Annotated in this window: 18 protein-coding genes; 7 read left to right on the forward strand and 11 right to left on the reverse strand. The window is 65.2% G+C overall.

Features of this window, described 5'->3' with window-relative positions; genetic code table 11:
• Positions 1-258 precede the first annotated feature (258 nt).
• Together Q5Z11_RS14080 and Q5Z11_RS14085 are read right to left on the reverse strand one after the other, a co-directional pair.
• Positions 259-2,091: an ABC transporter ATP-binding protein gene (locus Q5Z11_RS14080; RefSeq protein WP_303750048.1), complete on the reverse strand. Its 1,833-nt coding sequence runs from the start codon at positions 2,089-2,091 to the stop codon at positions 259-261.
• A gap of 211 nt (positions 2,092-2,302) precedes the next feature.
• Positions 2,303-3,844: a serine hydrolase gene (locus tag Q5Z11_RS14085; RefSeq protein ID WP_303750049.1), complete on the reverse strand. Its 1,542-nt coding sequence runs from the start codon at positions 3,842-3,844 to the stop codon at positions 2,303-2,305.
• Positions 3,845-3,982: 138 nt separating this feature from the next.
• On the opposite strand from Q5Z11_RS14085, the gene Q5Z11_RS14090 reads away from it, so the two are divergent.
• The 3 genes from Q5Z11_RS14090 to Q5Z11_RS14100 all read left to right on the forward strand — a co-directional run bounded on the left by Q5Z11_RS14090 (position 3,983) and on the right by Q5Z11_RS14100 (position 6,403).
• The gene (locus tag Q5Z11_RS14090; protein ID WP_303746986.1) at positions 3,983-4,411 is read left to right on the forward strand and encodes a VOC family protein; all 429 of its coding nucleotides are present in this window, start codon (positions 3,983-3,985) and stop codon (positions 4,409-4,411) included.
• Positions 4,412-4,608: 197 nt separating this feature from the next.
• Positions 4,609-5,436: a DUF72 domain-containing protein gene (locus Q5Z11_RS14095; protein WP_303746987.1), complete on the forward strand. Its 828-nt coding sequence runs from the start codon at positions 4,609-4,611 to the stop codon at positions 5,434-5,436.
• 46 nt (positions 5,437-5,482) lie between these two features.
• Complete coding sequence (locus Q5Z11_RS14100; RefSeq protein WP_303746988.1) at positions 5,483-6,403, forward strand: DMT family transporter; 921 nt, start codon at positions 5,483-5,485, stop codon at positions 6,401-6,403.
• Between the two features lie 76 nt (positions 6,404-6,479).
• Here Q5Z11_RS14100 and Q5Z11_RS14105 read toward each other — a convergent pair whose 3' ends face one another.
• The 4 genes from Q5Z11_RS14105 to Q5Z11_RS14120 form a co-directional block, all read right to left on the reverse strand.
• Positions 6,480-7,544: a sensor domain-containing diguanylate cyclase gene (locus Q5Z11_RS14105; protein WP_303746989.1), complete on the reverse strand. Its 1,065-nt coding sequence runs from the start codon at positions 7,542-7,544 to the stop codon at positions 6,480-6,482.
• Positions 7,545-7,625: 81 nt separating this feature from the next.
• Positions 7,626-8,348, reverse strand: a complete 723-nt coding sequence (locus Q5Z11_RS14110; protein ID WP_282266718.1) for a pseudouridine synthase — start codon at positions 8,346-8,348, stop codon at positions 7,626-7,628.
• A 54-nt stretch (positions 8,349-8,402) separates the two neighbouring features.
• Positions 8,403-10,028, reverse strand: coding sequence for a sensor domain-containing diguanylate cyclase (locus Q5Z11_RS14115; RefSeq protein WP_303746990.1), 1,626 nt, complete (start codon positions 10,026-10,028; stop codon positions 8,403-8,405).
• 239 nt (positions 10,029-10,267) lie between these two features.
• Complete coding sequence (locus Q5Z11_RS14120) at positions 10,268-12,229, reverse strand: DEAD/DEAH box helicase (protein ID WP_303746991.1); 1,962 nt, start codon at positions 12,227-12,229, stop codon at positions 10,268-10,270.
• Positions 12,230-12,424: 195 nt separating this feature from the next.
• Between Q5Z11_RS14120 and Q5Z11_RS14125 the strand changes: the two genes are divergently transcribed.
• Positions 12,425-12,688: an RNA-binding S4 domain-containing protein gene (locus tag Q5Z11_RS14125; protein WP_303746992.1), complete on the forward strand. Its 264-nt coding sequence runs from the start codon at positions 12,425-12,427 to the stop codon at positions 12,686-12,688.
• A 181-nt stretch (positions 12,689-12,869) separates the two neighbouring features.
• Here the strand turns inward: Q5Z11_RS14125 and ubiM are convergent, their stop codons facing one another.
• The 3 genes from ubiM to Q5Z11_RS14140 all read right to left on the reverse strand — a co-directional run bounded on the left by ubiM (position 12,870) and on the right by Q5Z11_RS14140 (position 15,997).
• Positions 12,870-14,048 carry a 5-demethoxyubiquinol-8 5-hydroxylase UbiM gene (gene ubiM / locus Q5Z11_RS14130; protein WP_303746993.1) on the reverse strand — a complete coding sequence of 393 codons (1,179 nt, stop codon included), beginning with the start codon at positions 14,046-14,048 and terminating at the stop codon, positions 12,870-12,872.
• Between the two features lie 145 nt (positions 14,049-14,193).
• On the reverse strand, positions 14,194-14,760 hold the full coding sequence (locus Q5Z11_RS14135; RefSeq protein ID WP_303746994.1) for a DUF4019 domain-containing protein: 567 nt from the start codon (positions 14,758-14,760) through the stop codon (positions 14,194-14,196).
• Positions 14,761-14,839: 79 nt separating this feature from the next.
• Positions 14,840-15,997: a COG3904 family protein gene (locus Q5Z11_RS14140; protein ID WP_303746995.1), complete on the reverse strand. Its 1,158-nt coding sequence runs from the start codon at positions 15,995-15,997 to the stop codon at positions 14,840-14,842.
• A gap of 165 nt (positions 15,998-16,162) precedes the next feature.
• On the opposite strand from Q5Z11_RS14140, the gene Q5Z11_RS14145 reads away from it, so the two are divergent.
• The 3 genes from Q5Z11_RS14145 to Q5Z11_RS14155 all read left to right on the forward strand — a co-directional run bounded on the left by Q5Z11_RS14145 (position 16,163) and on the right by Q5Z11_RS14155 (position 19,522).
• Positions 16,163-17,653 (forward strand): DNA-3-methyladenine glycosylase 2 family protein, encoded by a 1,491-nt coding sequence (locus Q5Z11_RS14145; RefSeq protein WP_303746996.1) that lies wholly within the window; start codon positions 16,163-16,165, stop codon positions 17,651-17,653.
• Entirely contained in the window at positions 17,650-18,162 is a 513-nt protein-coding gene (locus tag Q5Z11_RS14150) for a methylated-DNA--[protein]-cysteine S-methyltransferase (protein WP_303746997.1), read from the forward strand. The genes Q5Z11_RS14145 and Q5Z11_RS14150 overlap by 4 nt, the downstream gene beginning before the upstream one ends.
• 112 nt (positions 18,163-18,274) lie before the next feature.
• Positions 18,275-19,522, forward strand: coding sequence for an alkaline phosphatase family protein (locus Q5Z11_RS14155; protein ID WP_303746998.1), 1,248 nt, complete (start codon positions 18,275-18,277; stop codon positions 19,520-19,522).
• Positions 19,523-19,634: 112 nt separating this feature from the next.
• Here Q5Z11_RS14155 and Q5Z11_RS14160 read toward each other — a convergent pair whose 3' ends face one another.
• Entirely contained in the window at positions 19,635-19,814 is a 180-nt protein-coding gene (locus Q5Z11_RS14160) for a 30S ribosomal protein THX (RefSeq protein WP_293708723.1), read from the reverse strand.
• A gap of 105 nt (positions 19,815-19,919) precedes the next feature.
• Positions 19,920-20,336 carry a MerC domain-containing protein gene (locus Q5Z11_RS14165; protein ID WP_303746999.1) on the reverse strand — a complete coding sequence of 139 codons (417 nt, stop codon included), beginning with the start codon at positions 20,334-20,336 and terminating at the stop codon, positions 19,920-19,922.
• Positions 20,337-20,472: the final 136 nt, after the last annotated feature.

Consider the following 20,472-nt stretch of genomic DNA (forward strand, 5'->3'; position numbering starts at 1 on the left):
TACGCGAAAGGGAGGGAGCGTAGTGCCGAGCCATGCTCGGCAGGGGCTTGCCAGCAATGCCACAGCGGCCTTTGTAGGAGCGGCGTAAGCCGCGAAGCCACCAATCCAACACATCGCGAAGAGCTTACCCCTCCCCAGCCCTCCCCTTCGCTACGCGAAAGGGAGGGAGCTGTAGTGCCGAGCCATGCTCGGCAGGGGCTTTCCCGGTAACGCCTCTGCCGAGCATGGCTCGGCACTACCAGACGCCCGCCGCGTACCTCAGCCCTCGGCAGCCACAAACCCGCCGGTCTGGCGCGCCCACAGCCGCGCATACAGTCCGCCCGCCGCAACCAACTCTGCGTGCGTGCCGGTCTCAACGATCCGGCCCTGGTCCATCACCACCAGCCGGTCCATGCGTGCAATCGTCGACAGGCGGTGGGCGATGGCGATGACGGTCTTGTCACCCATCAACTCATCCAGGCTGTCCTGGATCGCCGCCTCCACTTCCGAATCCAATGCCGATGTGGCTTCATCGAGGATCAGGATTGGCGCGTCCTTCAACAGCACGCGGGCGATGGCGATGCGCTGGCGCTGGCCACCGGACAGCTTCACCCCGCGCTCGCCGACATGGGCGTCATAGCCCTGCCGCCCCTGCCCATCCACCAGCGAATCGATGAAGCCCTCGGCACGTGCCTTGGCAACGGCGGCGCGCAGTTGTTCCTCGCTGGCATCCGGACGCCCATACAGCAGGTTGTCGCGGATCGAGCGATGCAGCAGCGAGGTGTCCTGGGTAACGACGCCGATCTGCGCACGCAGGCTGTCCTGGGTGACGTGGGCGATGTCCTGGCCATCGATCAGGATCTTGCCGCTCTCAAGGTCGTACAGCCGCAGCAGCACGTTGACCAGGGTGGATTTGCCAGCGCCCGAGGGCCCGACCAGACCGATCTTCTCGCCCGGCTTCACCGCCAGGTTCAATCCGGCCATCACCCCGCCGCGCTTGCCGTAATGGAAGTGCACGTTCTGGAAATCCACCGCGCCAGCAGTGACAAGCAACGGCTTGGCATCGGCTGCATCCTGCACGCTCAGCGGCTGGGCAATGGTCTCCATGCCATCCTGCACCGTACCGATGTCCTCGAAGATGCCGTTGATGGTCCACATGATCCAGCCGGACATGTTGTGGATGCGGATCACCAGACCGGTCGCCAAGGTGATCGCCCCCACGCTGATCAGGCTGTCCTGCCACAGCCACAAGGCCAGTGCACAGGTACCGACGATCAGGAAGCCATTGAGGATGGCGATGACCATTTCCAGCCCGGTGGTGATGCGGGTCTGCGCCCGGTGCTTCTCGACCAGTTCCTGGATGGCCTCGGCGACATAGCGCTGCTCGTGTCCGCTGTGTGCGAACAATTTCAGCGTGGCGATATTGGTATAGCCATCGACGATGCGGCCCATTGCCCGCGAGCGCGCATCCGATGCAATCCACGCGCGATGCTTCATGCGTGGCACGAAATACACGCCAATCCATACATAAGCCACCAACCAGACTGCCAACGGCAGCATCAGCCGCCAGTCAGCCTGCGCGAACAGATACAACGCACTGCCGGTATAGACCACGATGTACCACAGCGAGTCCACCATCTGCACCGCCGACTCGCGCAGCGAGGTACCGGTCTGCATCACCCGGTTGGCGACGCTGCCGGCAAAGTCGTTCTGGAAGAAACTCAGGCTCTGCCGCACCACGTGGTTGTGCATCAGCCAACGCGAACGGTTGCTCAGCCCTGGCACGATCGACTGGTTGACCAGCAGGTTGTGCAGCGCGACCAGCAGCGGCCTCGCCAGCAGGGTGATACCGGCCATCCACAGCAATTCACCGGCGTGGCGCTGGAAGAAGCCGGGGCCCGCGCTATCGGCAAGCATGTCGACGATGCGGCCGAGGAAGTCGAACATCGCCACTTCCACCAGGGCCAGCAACAAGCCGGCGATCAGCGTGGCCAGCAGCACCGGCCATACCGGACGCAGGTAATGCAGGTAGAAACGCACCACGCCGCGCGGCGGCGTGCGCGTGTCCAGCGGCGGCAATACGGGAATCAGGGACTCGAACCAGCGCAGCATCGCCACGGCCTGTAAAACCAGAACAGGCCGCGATTGTCCCATCGCGGCCTGTGTTGTGTCTGTCTAGGCGATGTATGGCGGTGTGAGCGACAAAAGCTGGCGGGTTGTGGGGGCGGTGTCAGCCGCGAAGCCGACACCTTTTACACAGCCCTGATCAACTGCCAGCTGATGATCCATCTGCTTCGCGGCTTACGCCGCTCCTACAAGCGCCTTATTCCGCCTTTGGCTTCAGCAGCAGGTCCTGGAAGTCGAAGCTGAAGTCGGTCAACGAGGACACTGCCTGCATCCGTACCTCACGCACCTTGCCGTCCGGATCCAGGCTGAAATTGACGAAAGCATCGGCGTTGAGCGAGCGGTTGTCCCAACGCACGATGAAGGTGTCGTGCTGCCAGTGCTCCATCGTGCCGACCAGATCAGCTGTCGCGCCGAAGCGCAGACGCAGCTTGCCGCCCTGCTGCTCCACGAACACATCGCCGTACCAGGCATCGCGATAGGTGCCCGCATAGCCGGACAGCGGCAGCGACGGCTTGCTCTTGGCGTCGCGTGCGGCCACATGCTTGTCCCAGCCTTCATCGGCATTGCCCTGCGCCTTGGCCACGCCAGCGGCGTAGGCGGCGACCCAGTCATTACCCTGCGCGCCGAGCATGGCGTCGAGCACGCTCATGGTGATCGCATTGAAGGCGGCACCGGATTCCTGGTTGGTCAGTACCACCACGCCCAGGTTCTGCTCGGGCACCAGGGTCAGGCGCGACACCTGACCCGGCCAACCGCCGGTATGCCAGACCAGTTTCTGGCCACGGTAATCGCTCAGGCTCCAGCCCTCGCCATAACCTGCGAAGTTCGGCCGTGCCGGTGCCAGCTCAGGCACCGACGGCTTGGGCACCACCTGCGGGATCTGCATCTGCCACATCTGCTGCTGGGTCTTCTCGGTGAACAGCGGCGTGCCATCGGCAAGCTTGCCTTCGGCCAGCTGCACATTCATCCACTTGGCCAGGTCGTGCACGCTGGAATAGATGCCACCGGCACCGGCGTTGTTGGACCAGGTCAGCGGCGGCACCGGCCGCAGATCCTTGAAGTCGTACTTGGCGTGACCGACGGCAGCCTTGTCGCCCGGCTGCAGATGGTCGGCGTTGTAGCGGGTTTCGCTCATGCCGACCTTGTTGAAGATGCGCTGCTGCAGGAAGTCGGCAAATGACTGCCCGGACACCTTCTCGATCACCTGCTGGGCAACCGCATACAGGATGTTGTCGTAGGCATAGCGATCACGGAAACCATTCTTCAGCGGCACCTGCGCCAACCGCGCGACCACTTCCGCATTGCTGTAACGGGTGGTCGGCCAGAACAACAGGTCGCCTGCGCCCAGGCTCAGCCCGCTGCGGTGCGAGAGCAGGTCGCGGATGCGCATCTCGCCGGTGACATAGGGGTCGGACATGCGGAACGAGGGCAGATGATCGACGACCCGGTCGTCCATCTTCAGCTTGCCCTCTTCTGCCAGCAGGTTCAGCGAAGTAGCGGTGAACGCCTTGGTATTGGAAGCAATGGCGAACAAGGTATCGGCCTGTACCGGCTCGGGCTTGCCCAGTTCACGCAGGCCCCAGCCACGCTCCAGGATCACCTTGCCGTCCTTGACCACGGCCACCGCCACGCCAGGCACGTCGAACTGCTGGCGCACGCGTTCCACCGTGGCATCCAACTGCTGCAATTCCGTCGGCACTGCCTCCTGTGCGGAGGCCATCGGTGCCACCACGCCCATTGCGAGCACCAGCCCGCCACCCAACCAACTATTCAATGCGCTCTCCCTTTGTGTCGATGCCGGCCGCGGGCCGGTCTTCTCGCGATGGTAACGCGAGCGCGCCCACCCTCGCCTTTCCGCAACTGCCCAGAAGCGACCATGGACCTCGCCGCCCGCACCACCGCCACCATCATTCCCTGCCTGCGCTACCGCGATGCGCCCGCCGCCATCGACTGGTTGTGCAAGGCCTTCGGCTTCCAGCGCCATGCGGTGTACCAGGATGGCGATGTCGTCCATCACGCACAGCTGGTGTTCGGCAACGGCATGATCATGCTCGGATCGGTGCAGCCCAGCGAATGGGGCAGCAACATGATCCAACCCGACGAGGTGGGCGGCATGGAGACGCAGAGCGCCTGCGTCATCGTCAGCGATGCCGACGCACATTACGCGCAGGCCAAGGCCGCCGGTGCCGAGATCGTCATCGACATCGCCGACCAGGACTACGGCGGCCGCGGCTATGCCTGTCGCGATCCGGAGGGGCATTTGTGGTGGTTCGGCAGCTACGACCCATGGGCGGCAAGCGTGTAGTGCCGAGCCATGCTCGGCAGTGGCATTACCCGTCGGAACCAACACTGTAGTGCCGAGCCATGCTCGGCAGAGGCGCTACCCGTGGCGATTGGGATTATTAGTGGAGCCCCTGCCGAGCATGGCTCGGCACTACCTTGTGCGGTTACATTGCTGGCTTCGCGGCTTGCGCCGCTCCCACAAGACATCGGGGCATTGTTTTGAACGATCTGTTCGCGAGCGCGTCGCATACGCCCGGAGTGCACATCGGCATCGGTGGCTGGACCTACGTACCCTGGCGCGGTGGCATGTTCTACCCGGTCGGGCTGGTGCAGCGCCGCGAACTGGAATTCGCAAGCCAGCAGCTGACCAGCATCGAGATCAACGGCACCTATTACGGCGCGCAGAAGCCGCATATCTATGCCGGGTGGCGCGACGCCACGCCCGAAGGCTTCGTGTTTTCGGCCAAGGCGCCCAAGCGCATCGTCAGCGCGCGCAAGCTCGCCGCTACCGGCGGGCAGATCGACGACTTCATCGAAGGCATCAGCCACCTGGGCAATCGCCTCGGCCCGCTGGTATGGCAGTTCGAAGCCGGACGCACGCTGGACCGCGACGACCTTGCCGCCTTCCTGCAATTGCTGCCGCAGCAGGTCAACGGGCGCCGCCAGCGGCATGCAGTGGAAGTCCGTGATCCCGGCTGTTTCGATGCCGAACTGGTGGCACTGATCCGCCAGCACCGCATTGCCCTGGTCTATACCGATTCCGCCGATTACCCCAACGCCGCGGATCTGTCGGGTGACTTCGTCTACGCCCGTCTGATGGGCAGCCGCGATGAGCACAGTACCGGCTATCCGGCACAGGAACTGAGCCAATGGGCCGGACGCATCCGCAGCTGGCGCAAGGGCGATGACGTGGCCGAGCTGCCGCATCTGGCAACGCCGCTCGCACCCGCTGCACCGCGCGAGGTCTTCCTGTATTTCATCAGCGCCGCCAAGCACCGCAACCCGTCGGCTGCACGCGAACTGCAGCGGCTGATCGACGCAAACTGAAGCCGGTACGCCAGCGTTGGGCAGCCGCATCGGCGACAATATGCCGATGCCTACCAACGACACCCGCAAAGCCCTGTTGCAGATCCATTTCTGCGTTCTGCTATGGGGCATCACCGCCATTCTTGGCAAGCTGATCACCCTGCCCGCCCTGCCGCTGGTGTGGTGGCGCATGTTGCTGGTGGTGGCGATGCTGGCATTGCTGCCGCGCGTCTGGCGCGGGCTGTCAGGTTTGAACCCCCGGCTGGTGCTTGGCTATGCCGGTATCGGCGCGCTGGTCGCACTGCATTGGCTCACTTTCTACGGCGCGGTGAAACTGGCCAATGCCTCGGTCGCCGCGACCTGCATCGCGCTGGCGCCGGTGTTCACCGCCGTCATCGAGCCCTGGATCGCGCGCCGTCCATTCCAGATGCGCGAACTGGCACTGGGCGTGGTGGTATTGCCCGGCGTTGCGTTGGTGGTTGGCGGCGTGCCCGATGGCATGCGCCTTGGCGTGGCGGTGGGTGCGGTCTCCGCGCTGCTGGTTGCCATCTTCGGCTCGTTCAACAAGCGCATGGTCGGCCATGCCGATCCGCTGACGGTCACCGCGCTGGAGCTTGGCGCCGGCACCTTGACCCTGACCCTGCTGGCACCGGCCATGCCGTTGCTGCTGCCCGCCTTGGCCAGCGATCTGTGGGTGATCCCCAACCTGCACGACAGCCTGTTACTGCTGGCGCTTTCCGGCCTGTGCACGCTGCTGCCGTTTGCGCTGGCGCTGGTCGCGCTCAAGCACCTGAGTGCCTACACCGTGCAGCTGGTGACCAACCTGGAGCCGGTCTACGCGATCCTGCTGGCGATGCTGTTCCTGGGCGAACAGCATGAGCTGACGCCGCAGTTCTATCTGGGCGTGGCGATCATTCTCGGCGGCGTGTTCCTGCACCCGCTGCTCAATCGCCTGCGACCAGCGGCGGCAAACACCGGCGCAGCTTGATCGACGACCACTGTTGTAGCCCGGCTGCGCTGCGCTTACCCGGGCTACGGAGCTACGCCGCGTTCTTCCAGCTTTCTCAGCTGGCTACCACTACCCGGTCGCGGCCTTCGGCCTTGGCCTGGTACAGCGCGGCATCGGCGCGGCGCAGGGTTTCGCCCGGGGCTTCGCCCGCGCGGTGCACAGCCAGTCCAATGCTGATCGAGATCGGCAGGCCGATCGGCAGCAGCCCCACCGACTCACGCAGGTATTCGCATTGCAGCTCGGCCTGCTGCAGCGGCGTGTCCGGCATCAGGATCACGAACTCTTCGCCGCCGTAACGGGCCGCCATGCCGCGCCCGGCGAACTGCGATTTCAGCACGCTGGACAGTTCGGTCAGTACCCGGTCGCCCTCGGTATGACCGTGGATGTCGTTGACCATCTTGAAGTGGTCGATATCGACGATCGCAACAGCAGGCGGTACCTCCGTCGCACGCTCGATGGACTCGGACAGCGCGGCGGACAGGGCACGTCGATTCGGCAAGCCGGTCAGCGGATCGGTACGGGTCTGTTCGGACAGCTCCACGTTGAGCTGCTCCAATTGCTGGTAGTACTCGACGAGCCGCGCTTCATACCAATCGTGCTCGACCTGATGGTGCTCGATCTCAATCCGCAACAAACGCATTTCAAGCATGCGGCTGACCTGCCGCGACAACGCGTTCAGCGCCTCGGCCTGCGGCGTGCCCAACACCGATGGCACCGAATCGAAAACACACAGCGAACCCAATGCGTAACCATCACTGGTCAGCAACGGCGCGCCGGCATAGAAGCGGATATGCGGGTCGCCCAGCACCGACGGGTTACCGCTGAAACGCTGGTCCTGGCGGGCGTCGTTCACCACCGTCAGTTCCTGCGGCTTGAGGATGGTGTGCGCGCAGAAAGACTCGTCGCGCGGGGTCTGCTCGCCATCCAGTCCCTGCAGGGACTTGAACCACTGCCTGTCCTGATCGATCAGGGTCACCGCCCCCATCGGGGTGCCGCAGATCGCGCGGGCAATGGTGACCAGATCATCGAACTCCTGTTCGCGAGCGGTATCCAGCACCCGGTAGCGCTGCAGCGCGGCGAGACGTTCAACTTCATTGGCAGGCAAAGCGGGCTTGATCATGCACGATTCCGAAGCGGCAGGATGGAGAGCGCAGCCGAGTCTAGCGACACCGCGCGCAAGGCGCGGTGAGCACGTCACATTTCACCACTGCTGTTGTTGCGGCAGCAGGCCGCGCAGTTCCTGCTCGCTCAGGTTGCGCCATTGGCCCGGCTTCAATGCACCGATCTTGACGTTGTCGATGCGCACGCGGCGCAGCTGGGTGACGCGGTAACCGAACTCGGCCGCCATCAGACGGATCTGCCGGTTCAAGCCCTGCTCCAGGATGATGCGGAAACCGTACTTGGCGATGCGGCTGGTGCGGCACGGCAGGGTCATTTCATTGTGGATGCGTACACCGCGCGCCATGCCACGCAGGAACTCGTCGGTGACCGGCTTGTTGACCGCCACCAGATACTCCTTCTGGTGGCCGTTCTCGGCACGCAGGATCTGGTTGACGATGTCGCCGTTGCTGGTCATCAGGATCAGGCCTTCCGAATCCTTGTCCAGGCGACCAATGGGGAAGATGCGCTGTTCATGGCCAACGAACTCGACGATGTTGTCCTTGACCGCGCTTTCGGTGGTGCAGGTGATGCCGACTGGCTTGTTCAGCACGATATAGACGTGGCGGCGGCCGGTGCTCTTCTGCACCGCACGGGCGCGCAGCGGCTGGCCGTCGACCTTGACCTCGTCGCCCTCGCCCACCACCGCACCGGTACCGGCGACGATGCCGTTGACGGTGACACGCCGGGCGGAGAGCAGGCGGTCGGCCTCGCGGCGCGAACAGAAGCCGGTTTCGGCAATGTGCTTGTTGATTCGAATTGTCATCGGCGAATTATCCGCCATCGCCCGCGGCCGGAACAGCGCAGCCGGAGTCCTTGTTCAGGGCACTTCCCGGATATCGCGCGCGTCCACCACCTGGTCGCGGCCGCTGCGCTTGGCCTGGTACATGGCGTTGTCGGCCCGCCGCAGCAGCCCAGCCACGTCACTGTCGCGATACTGCAGCTCGGCAAGGCCAATACTGGCGGTGACCACCAGACCTTCGTGCTTGAGCCCGCGCGCCTGCACGGTCACTTTCTCGCGCAGCTGCTCCAGCCGCGGCCGCGCCGCATCGGCGCCGATTCCCGGCAGCAGGATCAGGAACTCCTCGCCGCCCATGCGGATCACGTCACTACGGCTGCGTACGCCGGCCAGCAGCGTCCCGGCTACAGAGACCAGCACCTCGTCGCCGCCATCGTGGCCATAGCGGTCGTTGATCTGCTTGAACAGATCGATGTCCAGGAAACCAATCGACAGTGGCTGCCCGGCGGCCTTGGCCTCGCGCATGTAGTGGTCGAGCTGGCGCAGGCCGGCGCGACGATTGGGCAGGCCGGTCAGGGTGTCGGTATCGGCGAGCTCGCGCATCTCATCGCGCTGCTGGCGCAGCTGGCTGAGGCTGCGGTTGAGCGAATAGGCCGCCATCATCAGGAACCAGGTCACCGAGACCTGGATCGCCTCTACCCGGTATTCCACCATCAGACGGCTGTCCATCAGGTCCGCCAGCGCCATCACCAACAGCGGAACCACCGCCACCAGGCCATCCAGCGCCTGGAAATGGCCGCGTCGCACCGAAACGATGGCAATGCCGACGGCGGTGAGGCAGATCAAGGTGAACAGGTCATCCAGCGCCACCGCCAGCCACGACAGCAACGGCCACGGCATCAGCGGCGCGGCCAGCGCGACCAGCGCCAGTACGATCACCAGCCCCTGCATCCAGCGCCGCGAGCCGCGCAGCAGCCGCCGGCCACCGCACATGCGCCACAGCACCCAACCCATCACCGCATAGCTGAGCGCGGACACCGAAACCATCCATACCGGCGCATGGCCATCCACCGGCAGCCATGGCTCGGGGTAACCACTGAGCCCGCTCAGTACGGACTGCCAGACCACCAACAGCCCGCAGACCAGCGTATAGACCAGGAAATCCCGTCCACGGGTGGTGGCGAAGCCCATCAGGGCCGACAGCGCCAAGGCCAATGCGATGGCCACGCAGGCGGTACGAACCACCAGCCGCAAGGTGTCCTGCTGCTGCAGCGGACTGGGGGCGCCAAGGTGCACGGTGGGAATCCAGCGTGGCTTCAGCGGCGACTCCCATGCCACCCGGATCGGCTCAACCGTACCCTGCTTCGGCACTACCACCAGGCCGACGCCTGCGCGGAATCGCGAATCACGCGTGCGGGCATCCTGCATGTCGCCACAGACCTGGCGGTCGCCGTGGTAAATCATCACTTCGCCGGCAAAGACGTTGAATACGCCCACGCCCTGCGGTGCCCCGGACCAGCCGCCCTCGGGGGCGGCGATTTCAATCGCCGGGCGCATCCGCGCCAACGCCTCGGCGCTGCAGGCACGCAACGGCGCCTGTTCGTCGGTTGCGGCACCGGCAATCAGGAAGTCACGGTCAACCTGCAGCGGCTGGGCGCTGCCCAGCACCGGCCACAGCGCGAAGAGCGTCGACAGCAAGAGGAGCACGGCCCATCCACGCCTTGACCTGCCAGCAACTGCCCCTCCTCCTTCTGCCATGACATTCCCTTTCGCGTTCCCCGACGCGGACAGGCGGCATTATCGCAATAACACGGCGCAAGCAGTACGTGAAGGCGGTCCCGGCTTGCGCTTCCTGACCCAGCCTGTCCCGCCAAGCCTTCAAACAGCCAAAACAGACAACCCCGGCATTGCCGGGGTTGTCTGGTCACGCTATTGGAAAGGCTGGATCAGTAGTTGCGCGGGCCGCGCGGCTTGAAGCCACCCGGACGCGAACCACCCGGGCCGCCCGGACGCGGGCCGCGCGGACCAGACGGACGACCGCCCGGCTTGCCTTCACCCTTGTCGAAGCGCGGCTTGAACGACGGTGCAGCGGCACCGTGGTCTTCGCCTGCCTCGACCTTGCGCATCTGCAACTGCTGGCCCGACACCCACACTTTCTTCAGGTGCTGCAACACATCGCTCGGCATGTCTGCAGGCAGATCCAGCACCGAGTGACCGTCATGGATGTCGATGCGGCCGATGAAGCGGCTTTCCAGGCCTGCTTCGTTGGCGATGGCGCCAACGATATTTGCCGGCTTCACGCCATGGGTGTGACCGACTTCAATGCGGTAGGTCTCCATGCCGAACTCCGGCGCGCTGCGCGGCGGCATTTCACGACGCGGACGCGACTCGAAATCACCCTCGCCACGCGGCGGGCGCGGTGCGCGCTCGCCATCGTCCTGGCGCGGGGCACGCTCGAAGCGCGGCTCGAAACGGGCCGGGCGATCGCCACGATCGCCACGCTCGTCACGGCGATGGAAGCCTCCATCACGCGACGGACGCTCGCTACGCTCGAACGACTGCTCGCGGCGCTCGCGCACCGGCGGGGTCAGCAGGAACGGCGAATCGCCCTGCAGCAGCTTGGCCAGCGCGGCGGCAATATCGATGGCCGGCACGTTGTGCTCGCCTTCGTAGCGCTGCAGCAGGTCGCGGTAGAAATCCATGTCGCCGGCAGCCAGGGCCTGGCTGATGCGGTCCATGAACTTGGTCACGCGGTGATCGTTGACCGCATCCACGCTCGGCAGCTGCATTTCTTCGATCGGCTGGCGGGTGGCACGCTCGATCTGGCGCAGCATGCCCTTCTCGCGCGGGGTGACGAACAGGATCGCCTCACCGCTGCGACCGGCACGGCCGGTACGACCGATACGGTGCACGTAGCTTTCGGTGTCGTACGGAATGTCGTAGTTGAGCACGTGGCTGATGCGCTCCACGTCCAGACCACGGGCGGCCACGTCGGTGGCAACCAGGATGTCGAGCTTGCCGTCCTTCAGCATGGCGATGGTGCGCTCACGCTGCGCCTGCTGCATGTCGCCATTGATGGCGGCAGCGGCCAGGCCACGTGCCTGCAGCTTGGTGGCAAGCTCCTCGGTGCCGGCTTTGGTACGCGCGAAGATGATCATCGCGTCGAAGGGTTCGACTTCCAGGATGCGGGTCAACGCATCCAGCTTGTGCATGCCAGCCACCCACCAGTAACGCTGGCGGATGTTGGCCGAGGTGGTGGTCTTGGAAGCGATGGTCACTTCCACCGGCTCACGCAGGTAGGTCTGCGCGATACGACGGATCTGCTGCGGCATGGTGGCCGAGAACAGCGCGACCTGACGGGTTTCCGGCAGCTTCTTGAGCACGGCTTCGACGTCGTCGATGAAGCCCATGCGCAGCATTTCGTCGGCTTCGTCCAGCACCAGCGTCTTCAGCTCGGACAGGTCCAGGGTGCCGCGATCAAGGTGATCGATCACGCGGCCCGGGGTGCCGACCACGACGTGCACGCCGCGGCGCAGGGCCGACAGCTGCTGGCCGTAGGGCTGGCCACCGTACACCGGCAGCACGCGGAAGCCCGGCATCGATGCCGAATAGGTCTGGAACGCCTCGGCGACCTGGATGGCCAGTTCGCGGGTCGGGGCCAGCACCAGCACCTGCGGCTTGGTGGCGGAAAGATTGATGTTGGACAGCACCGGCAGCGCGAAGGCGCCGGTCTTGCCGGTGCCGGTCTGCGCCTGGCCGAGCACGTCGCGGCCTTCCAGCATTGCCGGAATGGTGGCAGCCTGGATCGGCGACGGGGTCTCGTAACCGACTTCGGCCACTGCCTTCATCACAGGCTCGGATAGGCCGAGATCTGCAAACAGCAGCGGCGCGGGGGTATCTTGGGACATGGTAACTCCGGGGGCACCGCCGCGAACGGGCGGGCGAAAAGACGCATATTGTGCGCTCTAAACAGCTCAGCTGTCGCGCATGGCTTGATTTGCGTTCAGCTTACGAACACAACCGGCCGCCGCTTGGCCCCTGTTGGAGCACCCGCACGGGTCGCCGATGGCGCACAATACCACTCGTTTTTCTCCGTGAACACCATGCAGACCATCGATTTTGAACTTGACCGTGAATATGTGGAGCTGAAGCAGCTGCTGAAACTGACCGATCTGGTCACCAGCGGCGGCGAGGCCAAAGTGATCATTGCCGACGGCCAGGTCAGCGTTGACGGCGTGGTCGAGCTGCGCAAAGCCTGCAAAATCCGCGGCGGCCAGCAGGTGACGCTGGGCGATGTGCAGATCAACGTGCTCGCCGATCCGGACCCGGATGGCGATTACGAAGAGGATGAAGACGAAGACGAGTGATGCAGGGCTGGCGGTAGTGCCGAGCCATGCTCGGCAGGAGCCCTCCCCGCGCTCTATCAGCGTTGTAGGAGCGGCGTAAGCCGCGAAGCTGGGAATCTGTCAGCCGGTGGACCTGCCACCTCCACCGGCTTCGCGGCTTACGCCGCTCCTACAGAAACTTCCCCGCGATCCATCGCCCCTGCTACGCCCGCGCCTGGGTCAGATGCCCGGCAATCAACTTCCTGAACGGAACCACGCCCTGCGCGGCCCGCAACGCGGCGCCGCGCAGCAGGCGCGCCGGCAAGCGACTGTCGTTATAGAGCCCGGCAATCGCATTGGTGGCCTCGTACAGCGGCCGTGTCGCCAGCCGGTGGCCACGCTGGTAATTGGCCAGCAAGCCATCGGCGCCAATATCGCCCCCGCCGCGAACCGCTTCCAGCACCAACCGCGACAGCCGCTGCTGGCTCTGCAGGCCGAAATTGAAGCCGTGCGCGGTGACTGGATGCATGCCGACCGCCGCGTCGCCAACCAAGGCGTAACGCTTGCCGGCAAAGCGATGCGCATACACGCCGACCAGTGGATAGGCGTGGCGCGTACCCACCTGGGTCATCCCACCCAGACGGCGCTCAAAGAAACCACTGACGGTTCGCCCGAACGCAGCCTCATCCAGCTCCAGCAACTGCTGCAGCTGCCGCGGCGGCATGGTGATCACTGCCGAGGCCTGGTTGCCGGGCAAGGGCAGCATCGCCAAGGTGCGCTCGTAGCCGAACCATTCCCAGGCCGCGTGCTCGTGCGGACGTTCGCATTGCATCCGGCAGACCAGCATGGATTTGCCGAAGTCACGCATCTGCGCGCCAATACCCATCATCCGCCGGGTCGCCGAGAAGCGGCTATCGGCAGCGATCACCAGTCGCGCGCGGAGCTCGCTGCCATCACTCAGGGTCACGGTGCTGAAGGCTTCACCGGCATCAATCGCGGTCACCGAGCGGCCATCCAGCAACTCCAGCCCGGCCTGGCCCTGCACCGCCTCCCAGGCAGCACGGCGGATCAGGTGATTGGGAATCAGCCAGCCCAGCTCATCCACGCCCTCGCCCTGCGCTGCGAAACCCAGCGCGAACGGCGAGCTGCCGTTCATGACCTTGGCGCTGCGCAGCGGCGAGATCTCGGCCGGATCGATGCGCTGCCACAGGCCCATGTTGCGCATGATCTGCCGCGAAGCGTGGGTCAGCGCGATCTCACGGCCGTCGAAGGCCGGCTCAGCCAGCGCAGCCAACGGCTGCTGCTCGATCAACGCCAGCGACAATCCGCTGCCTGCCAGACTGCGGGCCAGACTCAAGCCGGCCGGGCCGGCTCCCACCACCACCACATCTACCTTGCGCATGTGCCACTCCGTTATGCCTACCGCAGGCAGGGTAAGCAGGCCGGTGTAAGGATTCATTGATCCAGATCAGGCATGCGGCAGTCAGCCCGCAAACACAACGGGCGCCCTGCGGCGCCCGTGTGCATTGCCTTGCCGGTAGTGGCGCCTAGTTGGCCGAGGCAGCGCGCACGCTGTAGCCGGAGGCGCGCCACACCTTGTCCTCATCCAGACGGAACGAAACCAGCTCACGCACCGGCTGCGCATTGTTGGCGAAGCGGGTCGGGAAGCTGACGTTCAAATAGATGCCTTCCGGCACCGAAGCACCCGCCGGGTATTGCACGCGGGTGATCGACGGCTTGCCACGCGACACCAGCGCGCCGAGCTTGGCGCGATCGGCGTTGACGTTGTTGGCGAACACGTCGCGGGTCACCGCCTTGCGCGCCACTGCCGAGGCACCGTCCCAAACCGAGGCGGCCTGCTGCCCATCCACCAGCTGAGCGACGCGCTGCGCCGCAGCGGTCATCTCCGCATCCTGCTTTGCCACCTGCGCCTGCTGCGCCGCACTGAGCGCAGGTGCCGGGCGTGCAGCGGCGGAGGCCGGGGCCGGGGCTGCCGGTGTCGCAGCGCGCGCCGGCGCGGGCGTTGCCGCAGGGGCCGCTGCAGGCGCCTGCGCGAAAGCGCCTGCGACCGGTACGGCCAGGGACAGCACCATCAACAAACAACTGGATCGCATAGCTCTCTCCATGACGCTTTCAGTTGAACGGAATGCCAATCCAATCACGGTTTGCGATGTTCCGCATCCCCCTGATTGTTCATTTACGTGTGCTGGACGCACCCACCTGCGCGCTGACTGCGGGCGTAGCCAGCACGGCTGGCGCGGCAACCGCGGCCGCAGCCCCGGTCGGAATGGTGGTCGGCATCGGCTCGAGCATGGCGGTGTCGATCTCCGACAGCGGGCTTTCTTCCGGGCAGACCTCGTCCGGGAAGCCGAACTGCTCCTTCAGCGCCTGGCCACAGCGGTTGACCGCTTCCAGATCGGCACCTTCCACCTTGCACTCGCGGTCGAAGGCGATCAGGAAGGAGTCCTTCCGACGGACGAAATCATCGCCGCATTTGCGCATCTGCTTGATCCGCTCCAGGTCGTCCTGCACCGCATTGGTGCCGTCCAGCCCGTATTGCTTGAGTTCGTCGTTGGTCAACACGCGCAGGCTGCGGTTGGGCACGGTCATCATCAGGTCGGCAACGCCCACTGCCACGCCATTGCGCTGCAGGTAGTCCTTCACGTTGTCGTAGACCTCGTGCAGCTCCTTGTTCAACTCAGCGCGCGAACTGGCGGTGGAGCTGATGCGCATCATGCGGTGGATGCCGACCTTGCCGGAGATCAAGCGGTTGTCGCCAGCCGCCAGCACGAACACGCAGGCACTGTGGCAGACCGAACCTTCGCGCACCCAGATGGTCCAGCCCGATTCACCGATGCTGTCGCCGGCCACGATCGCCGCTTCCACCTGGCCACCACTGGAGTCCAGGTCGAGGATGCGCTTGCTGATCTTCATCGCATCGGCGACCACAGCCAGGCGCGTCACCATCGCCGCGAATGAAGGATTGATCTTGCCTGCATAGCGCACCCGCAGCAGGCCGCGTTCCTTGCAGGGCTCCAGCGCCGCGTCCATGCTGGCGCGATCAAACGCCGCCAACTCGGTGCCGTCGCCGCTTTCACCGGCATAGTCGGTGCCACAGCTGACCCATGCCTTGCCGTTCTCCAGCACCAGCTCAGGCCAGGGTTTGTCCTTGGCCGGCAATACCGGTGCCGGCGGGGTTGGCGCATCGGCGGCGTTGATCGACACCATGTGGTCGCCATCGGCGGCGAGCGCAGCGGCGGGATCGGCCACGGGCTTCTTGTCCTGCGTCTGCGGATTGCAGGCCATCAGCCCGATGCACAACAACGGCGACCACCAGAACTTGGGCAACATGGAGAGCGATCAGGTCCGTACTACGGCGCAGCGGCGCCAGGGAGGGGGACAGTCTAGTGCGCAACACCCTCCCTGCTGCAACGTCCGGTGAATCAACACAGCGTCACGTGCATTGATGTCCGAAAATGGCCAGTAACCGCCGCCGACCGCGCCTAGACTTGGCCCATGCAGAACCTCCTGATGCCCGCCCACGTGCAATGCGAACAAGCCCGCCTGGCCCGCGATGCGCGCTTTGATGGCCTGTTCTTCACCGCTGTGCGCAGCACCGGCATCTACTGTCGCCCGGTCTGCCCGGCGCCGCCGCCCAAGCCCGAGAATGTCAGCTACTACCCCAGCGCGGCCGCCGCCAGCGCCGCCGGTTACCGGCCCTGCCTGCGCTGCCGCCCTGAACTGTCACCGGATGACGCCAATCTGCTGCAGGACCAGACCCTGCATCAGGCATTGGCCTTACTCAATGAAGGCATCCTGCAGGAGCAACCCGCGACCGCGCTGGCCGAGGCGATGGGGATCAGCGCACGCCAGCTGCAACGGCTGTTCGTGGCAAAGCTCGGCGCAACCCCGGCGCAGCTGCACACCACCCGGCGCCTATTGCTGGCCAAGCAGTTGCTGACCGAAACCGCCCTGCCGGTGACCCAGATCGCGCTGGCCGCCGGCTTCAACAGCCTGCGCCGCTTCAACAGCGCCTTCCTCGAAGGCTGCGGCATGCCGCCGAGCGCACTGCGCAAGCAGCATGGCGCGGTAGCCGGCGGCGAGCCGGTACTGCGCCTGGCCTACCGGCCACCGCTGGACTTCCCGCTGATGCTGGCCTTCCTGCGCAGGCGTTCCCTGCCCGGCATCGAGTACATCGATGAGAGCAGCTACCAGCGGGTGGTCGTCGCCAACGGCGTGGCCAGCCTGATCCGCGTCACCGCCGACCCCAAGCGCCCGGAGCTGCGCCTGCAACTGGGCACCACCGATCCGCGCGCCATTCCCGCCATAGTCGCCAAGGTACGCCGGGTCTTCGACCTGGATGCCGACCTGCGCACCGTCCACGCAACGCTGGGCCAGGAACCGCTGCTGGCTCGCGGCATCGCCGAACGCCCGGGGCTGCGCATTCCCGGCGGCTGGGACGGCTTTGAAGTCGCAGCGCGCGCCGTGCTCGGCCAGCAGGTCAGCGTTGCCGCCGCCACCACGCTGGCACGTCGCCTGGTCGATCGCTTCGGCGAGCACCTGCCCGGCATGCCCGAAGGCCTGGACCGGCAGTTCCCGGCACCGGCAACGCTGGTCGAGGCACCGCTGGAAAGCATCGGCCTGCCACGCACCCGCGCCGCCACCCTGCGCGCCATCGCCCGCGCCTGCGCCGAGAACCAACTGGACTTCAGCCGCGCGCAGACGCTGGAAAGCTTCGTGCAGAAGGCAACCGCACTGCCCGGCATCGGCCCATGGACCGCGCATTACATGGCGCTGCGGGCGATGGGCCTACCCGACGCCTTCCCTGCCGGCGATCTGGTGCTGCAGCAGGTACTGGGCGAAGGCGAGCGGCTGAGCGAACGCGAAACCGAGCGCCGCTCGCAGCTGTGGCGGCCCTGGCGCGCCTATGCGGTGTTGCACTTATGGCATCTGGCCGTGCCCGCCGAAAAGAGGAATTCCAAGCCTGTTACGGAGGCCAACGCATGAACACCCTCTATTACGACCGCTTCGACAGCCCCATCGGCGCGCTGACCGTCGCCGTCGACCAGGTCGGCGTGCGCCACATCCTGTTCGCCGAAAACCGCCACGACGCCAAGGGCCGCGAGCATTGGCAGCGCGATCCGGATGCCGTTGCCGAACCGCGTCGGCAGTTGCTGGAATACCTGCGCGGCGAACGCCAGGACTTCCAGCTGGAGCTGGCACCGGTGGGCACAGAATTCCAGCTGCAGGTCTGGCACACGCTTGCGCAGATCCCGTTCGGCGCAACCTGGAGCTACCGGCAGCTTGCCGAACGCATTGGCCGGCCAACTGCCACGCGCGCGGTCGGTGCAGCCAACGGTCGCAATCCATTGCCGATCGTGCTGCCGTGTCATCGGGTGATCGGCAACAACGGCGCACTGACCGGCTTCGGTGGCGGGCTGCCGACCAAGGCAGCGCTGTTGAAACTGGAAGGAGTACCCAGCGAAGGTGAGCGGGTGGCGGATCTGTTTGGCTGACTGTGCCGGCTCCCCGGGTGCGCTTTGCTTACCCGGGCTGCTGGCGTCGATCCATTGGCAACATGCCTAAGGTTGTATTTGTACGGTCACCGGCGCGGCCTATCATGGCGGCATGACTTTTCTACGTATTTCGGCCAGTGCACTGGCCTGTGCGCTGCTCGCAGCCTGCGCCACCACGCCCTCGCCCACCGCAGTAGCGGACGCTCCGCCCACCGTGCTGATGATCTCCATCGACGGCCTGCGCGCTGACAAACTCAGTGATGCCGACAGCCCCAACCTGATGCGCCTGGCACGCGAAGGCGTGCGTAGCGTCGGCATGCGTCCTTCCTATCCCTCACTCACCTTTCCCAACCATTACACGCTGGTGACCGGCCTGCGCCCGGACCATCACGGGCTGGTGCACAACGCGATGAGCGCCGATGCGCTCGGTGACTTCAAGGTCAGCGACCGCGCCGCCGTGCAGAACGCAGCATGGTGGGATGGCGGCGAGCCAATCTGGGTCAGCGTGCGCAAGGCCGGCCTGAAGAGCGCCACCTGGTCGTGGCCGGGCAGCGAAGCACCGGTGCGCGGCCTGCATGCCAATCAATGGCGGATGTATGACGAAAGCGTGCCGCTGCCCGAGCGCATGACCCAGGTATTGGCGTGGCTGCATGGCGAGCCGGACGCGATCAAGCCGCGCTTCGTTGCCACCTACATGGAGCAGGTGGACAAGGCCGGGCATGCACACGGCCCTGACTCGCCCGAATACACCGCGGCATTGCAACAGGTGGATGCCGCCGTCGGCCAACTGGTCGATGGCATGCGCCGCGACGGCCTGCTCGATCACACCAATGTGATCGTGGTTTCCGACCACGGCATGGCAACGGTCAAATATGGCAATGCTGTCGCCATTGAAGACATGGTGGCACCGGCCATCGCCAAGGCCGTCTCGGTTGGGCAATCGGTGGGCTTTGCGCCGCAGCCCGGCAAGCAGGCGGAGGCGGAAAAAGCGCTGCTCGGCGAGCACGCGCATTACCAATGCTGGAACAAGGCCGAGCTACCCATACGCTGGCATTACGGCAGCAATCCGCGCATACCGGCCATCGTCTGCCAGATGCAGGAAGGCTGGGACGCACTGCCCCGTGACAGCATCGCCAAACGCTCGCCAGGTGACCGCGGCTCACACGGCTACGACCCGGCACTGCCCTCGATGCAGGCGGTATTCGTTGCCCGCGGCCCGGCGTTTGCCCAAGGCAAACAGCTCAGCGCCTTCGACAACGTCGACGTCTACCCGCTGCTGACCCGCCTGATCGGCATCCCGGCCCAGCCCAACGACGGCGACCCGCAGGCTCTGCAACAAGCCCTGCGCCAGCCAGACTGAGGTAGCCCGGGCATGCGCAAGCGCAGCCCGGATGCTTTGCCTGACACACAAACTGCAGGCACAAAAAAAGCGGCGCAATGCGCCGCTTTTCTGTGACCACTGCCTGGCTGGATCAGCCGGCCTTGGCGACGGTCTTCTTGGCGACGGCCTTCTTGGCCGGGGCCTTGGCGACAGTCTTCTTGGCGACCGGCGCAGCTGCGCCCACGGCCACCTTGCTCACGTGCGAGCGCGAATTGCCATAGCTGGCGTTGTAGCGCTTGCCCTTGGCGGTCTTACGGTCACCCTTACCCATGTCGTCAACTCCTTGGTTTGTAATCAGTTACCCCGTGCAAGCACGGGTTTTGCGAGGCCACAACAAGCTCCCTCGCGCATGGACAGGAAGCCTACCATGCGCCCCTCAATGTGCGCAGCTGGCGTCGTGCACGTGCACATGGTTCAAGCGCAGGTTGACCACATGCGCCAAACCCACCAGCACGCCACCCAAGGTCATCACCACCGCATGTGGAATCTGCGAATGATGCAGCTCCGGGTTCAACAGACCAGCCCATAGCAGCAGCAGGCCTGGCACCAACAACAACAAGGCCATCAGCGCGCGGTGTCGCAGATAGCCCCAGATCAGGCTGAACAGACCCAGCACGGTGACGAAGATGACGATCGTGGCCTCCACGCCATCGCTGAGCCAGAACGACAAGCCCAGGGCCGGGGCTGCCGCCAGCAAAGCCGGCAACAACGCGCAATGCACCGCACAGATCAATGACCCGGTGGCACCAAAACGATCGAGGAATTTGCGTAGTCCGGTAGGTGGGATGGGCATGACTTCCAGCAGGGGCGACGGAACGTTATGGAATAATATAACATAATCGCCGTCCCCGCCCTAACCGCCTGCGCCAACCCCTTGCCGCCTCCGGTTCAGACTGCCACCCAAGTGATACACAGTAACAGAGAGAGTC

Origin of the sequence: Stenotrophomonas sp. 610A2 (assembly GCF_030549615.1) — a bacterium.
In the GTDB taxonomy this organism is placed as follows: domain Bacteria; phylum Pseudomonadota; class Gammaproteobacteria; order Xanthomonadales; family Xanthomonadaceae; genus Stenotrophomonas; species Stenotrophomonas pigmentata.